General features: G+C 37.7%; 4 protein-coding genes. All 4 read left to right on the top strand.

The features are described 5' to 3' along the window. Positions 1 to 1,880, top strand: a 1,880-nt coding sequence (locus AC06OU_RS12955) for a glycoside hydrolase family protein (protein ID WP_475856278.1), incomplete at its 5' end; no start/stop codon positions are given. A 72-nt stretch (positions 1,881 to 1,952) separates the two neighbouring features. Further along, positions 1,953 to 2,666 (top strand): alpha/beta hydrolase, encoded by a 714-nt coding sequence (locus AC06OU_RS12950; RefSeq protein WP_475856277.1) that lies wholly within the window; start codon positions 1,953 to 1,955, stop codon positions 2,664 to 2,666. A gap of 71 nt (positions 2,667 to 2,737) precedes the next feature. Then, entirely contained in the window at positions 2,738 to 3,697 is a 960-nt protein-coding gene (locus AC06OU_RS12945; protein WP_475856276.1) for an ROK family protein, read from the top strand. A 14-nt stretch (positions 3,698 to 3,711) separates the two neighbouring features. Continuing rightward, the coding region (locus AC06OU_RS12940) for a family 10 glycosylhydrolase (protein WP_475856275.1) at positions 3,712 to 4,659 on the top strand (948 nt) is incomplete at its 3' end.

The following is a 4,659-nucleotide window of genomic DNA, read 5'->3' as shown; positions in this document are numbered from 1 at the left end:
GTTCAAATCCTGATCTAGATTTATTGAAGGAATTTATTACTCATGCCCGTACGCTTGGTTTGGAAGTACATGCAGCGATAAACGTATTTGCAGAAGGGTCTATAGCTCATAATGAGTATGCGGTGCTGAATAATCATTTGGATTGGGAAGAGGAAGTCTACCGCTATGAGGACGGCGGAGAAATTTTACGATTACGAGATAGTAAATATGGAAAAGGCGGTGCACTGGTTGCATTTGTCAATCCAGCAAACTTAGAAGCTCGTAAATATCAATTGGATACATTTGAAGAAATTATTAAAAACTATGATGTGGATGGAGTTCTCTTAGATCGTGGCAGATATGATAATTACTTTGCGGATTTTAGTGAGGAATCCAGAGTACAGTTTGAAGCGTATTTGAGTAAAAAGGGGAAAGAACTAACGAATTGGCCGGCAGATATATTCACTTATAACGGTAGCAATCGTATCGATGGACCACTAATTGATGAGTGGTTTACGTATAGATCTAGTGTGATTAAAAGCTTTACAAGTGAAGTAAGGGAATTGGTAGATTCATATAATGTAGCTGAAAATAGGGATGTATTATTATCTGCTTATGTTGGTTCCTGGTACGAATCTTATTATTTAAATGGAGTGAACTGGGCAAGCCCAACGTTCCAATATGATGAAAGACTCAACTATCCACAAGAAAGCTTGTATACAGAGGAATATGCAAATACAGGGTATACGGATGACTTGGATTTCCTAATGATCGGGACATATCAAACGACGGCAAATGAAGTGAAAAAGTACATTACACTAGGAAATATTCTGACCGATGGGAAGCTTCCATTATATGCGGGAATGGCACTGGAGAATGTTCAAGAACCATCAGTTCAAAGAGAGGTATTCCAAGCTGGATTGACAAATACGGATGGTCTTATGCTTTTCGACTATTCACAAGCAAACTTTCCTGTTATTAAAGCCTCCATTAATAACGAGGAATATATTAAAGATTACCAGTTGGGAATAAGTAATCCAAAAGAAAACTCTAATTTTATAGAAGGCGATTTCCTCAACATTAACCGAAATGATGGAAATATCAATGTTTACTCAGAATCTTTTGGACCATCAACTGCAACAAATAAATGGGGGGTTGAAGCGGTAGTCGATGGATCAGGGCAGGTTGTCAAAATGGTTAATAAACGACAGGCGATGGAATGGAGTTGGGGCTCCCAAGAGGATAATAATAGCCTGATTCCAGAAGGCGGCTTTGTTGTTTCTGCACAAGATCCATCTGGTTCTCGTGAAAAAAGACAAACAGTAGCATTCGCATATGATATTGGTGACGAAGTAAGAGCAGCATTATTAAGTGGATTTTTAAATTATGAGGGCAAAACGTTTAACAACCATAATCTTGAATTCAAAGGAAATGTTCAAGTAGTTGGTCCAGGTGTAGCAAAAGTAGAGATAAATGGGGCAGAGACTCCATTAAAAGGTGATGGTAGTTTCACTAGCAATGTCGAGCTACAGCCAGGAGCAAACAAAATTGAAGTAGTTGTTCATGTAGATGGATATAAAACTCACTTTAAAGTAGTGGAAGTTAATGCAGGAAAACTAACGATTGAAGAATTGAAGGAAGCGGTAGAAGGAACGGATATAAATCCAAATGGGATTAAAAATGCGATTCTTACACAAATCGATAATGCTATGAGAGACTATAAAAAAGCGGCTGAATATAAGGATAAAGGAGAAGAAGAACTAGCAGCTAAGCATCAAGAAAATGGAGATAAAAAGCTTGAAGCAACGATGAAAATGATTGAGCAGCATGCAGGCAAGCATATCAGTGAAGAAGATGCTACAGAGCTTATACGCATGATTGGATTAATTTTACCTAAATAACAAATGTTTTTCATTGTTTGGGGTGTTAGGGAAACTTTAGCGACACCCCAGACTTATGATGGAGGTATACATATGCACATGGATAAAGAAGTATTGAGGAGCAATTATTGTAATAGAGACTACGAATACCATCTATTAGGTTCTGTAAATGAAGCGAATGGAAAAGTAAACCTTCTCTATGTACAAGATGGCGGAGATTATTTGGAGTTAGGTGAAATTGAGAAGGTCTACAATAGCTTGATAAGAAAGTATAAAGAACAAGGTGAAAATCTAATTTGTGTACTGGTATCACCTGGGGATTCGATTGAAAGATGGCATTCCTATGATAGAAGAGGAGCCAATTTTAATAATTATATCTCCTTTTTCAATGAGGAACTTGTACCGTTCGTAGAAGAGAAATTAAATCTGCAGGTAGGCAAAAGAGGACTTCTAGGAGATTCTTTGGGTGCGAATATTAGCTTAAATATTGCTATGCAAAAGCCAGAGAATTGGTCGCATCTATTGCTACAGTCGTCAGCAATATCTCCTAGGGAATTAAGTGATTTAGAAGGTTTCAGTACATTACCCTGGCATGTTTATCAAACGGTCGGCATTTATGAGGATGAGTTTATCTCCCCTATTTCTAATGAAAAGCTATATATCTATTCCCGTAATCAGAAAATGTACCAAATCTTTAAGGGAAAAAATACAGATATTGAATACAAAGTGCAAGAGGAGAACCATTTATGGGATTTCTGGCGAAGAGACTTACCGACGGCTCTTCAATACTTTTTGAATAATGGTTAATTTCTATCATTATTTTATTAGAGTTAAGACGCATTATCTTTCATTACATAAAAGTGTTGGGAGAGATTGGAATGGAATATAGTATCGGAATAGATATCGGGGGTACTAAGATTGCCACAGGAATCGTAGGACGTGAAGGCAATGTACTGTCTAAAAGAATTTACCCAACGCCTAGTTCCACAAATAAGGAAATATTAGAACTTTTAACAGAAACAGTGGGTGATTATATAAGGATTGCAACTGAAAAAGGTATGGAACTAGTAAGTGTGGGAATAGGTTCTGCCGGTCAAATAGATTATAAAAGGGGGAAAATACTCTCAGGTACGGTAAATATCAAGGACTGGAACAATATTGATATTAGAAAATCTCTATCTCTTATAACTAACCTTCCAATATATCTTGATAATGATGCAAATACATTTGCTATAGCGGAACATCAGCTCGGAAGCGGTAAAGGTGTAGATGACGTAGTATGCCTAACCCTAGGAACCGGGATCGGTGGGGGGATTATATCTGGCGGGAATGTCATTCGCGGTAGATGGGGAGGAGCAGCAGAACTGGGTCATATTTCTGTGAACTTCAATGGACCAGATTGTAACTGCGGTTCTAAAGGATGTATAGAGACGTATGCCTCGGGCACAGGCATCGCCAATAGAATGAAGGAAAAGCTAGGTCTCTCTAATCGTGCAGAATTTACTTATTATAAAGAGAATCCTCATTTACTTACAAGCAAAGAGGTATTCGTCTGGAGAGAACAGGGCTCAATTGAAGCAATAGAGATAATCGATCAAACCATAAAAGCATTAACTTTTGGAGTAGTGAATATTATACATACTTTCAATCCATCCATGATCATCTTTGGAGGTGGGCTAGCTGAGGCGAACAGTTGGCTGATTTCAGAAGTAAAAAAGAGTTTGGAGACAATAGGGATGTCTTCATTAGTAAAGGATGTAGATTTAAAGATCTCCAAATTGGGTCAAGATGCAGGCCTTATTGGAGCAGCTTATCAAGTATGGATGGATAAAAATTAAAAGGAGGAAATTATATGAATGATGTTTTTAATGAAAACGCGAATATTTTGTGGGTCGATTTTTTAGCAAATGGGGAACGTCTAGCTAACGAAGAGGAACAAGTAAAATTGATTAAACAAGCAGTAGAGTCTGGAATTACACATATGATTATTGATGCCAAGGTTCCTTTTGGTCAAACTACTTATCCAAGCAACTATGCTCATCATATTAGCAGCTGGTCAGATGGCTCATTTAGTAGCTGGAAAAATCGCAACTTTTTAAAAGAGTTTTTAAGTAAGATGAAAGACATCAAGCACATTAAAGTTTTAGCGAATGTGGACGTATTTTCGGAAGGTATAACTTCTTCCCGCGATGGAATGGCATATGACAAGCCAGAGTGGCGAGTTACGTTTTATAACGACGCTGTTTCCAACGAATCAAATGCAGCTGAATACTCGGATGCTGCAACCATTTTTGTGAATCCAATTCATCCCGAAGTAGTGGAATACGAACTTAATATTATAAAAGAGATATGTACCTATAATTTAGATGGGATAGTCGTAGATCGCTGTCGTTATCCTAACATTTATGGAGACTTTAGTGATCTAAGCAGAATTGGCTTCGAATCCTATATAGGTAAAAAAGTTATCAATTGGCCAGAGGATATTTTTACTATCGACAAGGTAACAAAAGAAATTAATCGAGGAACGCTATTCCCAAAATGGACAGAGTGGAGAGCATTAAACATCAAAAATTTCGTAAGCAAGGCAAGGGAAGTGGTAAAGTCAGTAAATCCGAATCTTATATTTTCGGATTACGTTGGCTCCTGGTACCCACTATATTATAGCGAAGGAGTCAATTGGGGGAGTGAAACATATCATCCAGACCTTGAATGGACATCCAAAACCCATAATGTCTCTGGGCTTGCAGAACAATTGGACTTCATTATGACGGGCTGTTATTACCCAGAAGTATATGTTGAA

It is taken from the genome of Psychrobacillus sp. (genome assembly GCF_056205495.1).
This window is presented reverse-complemented; position numbering and strand designations above follow the sequence as displayed.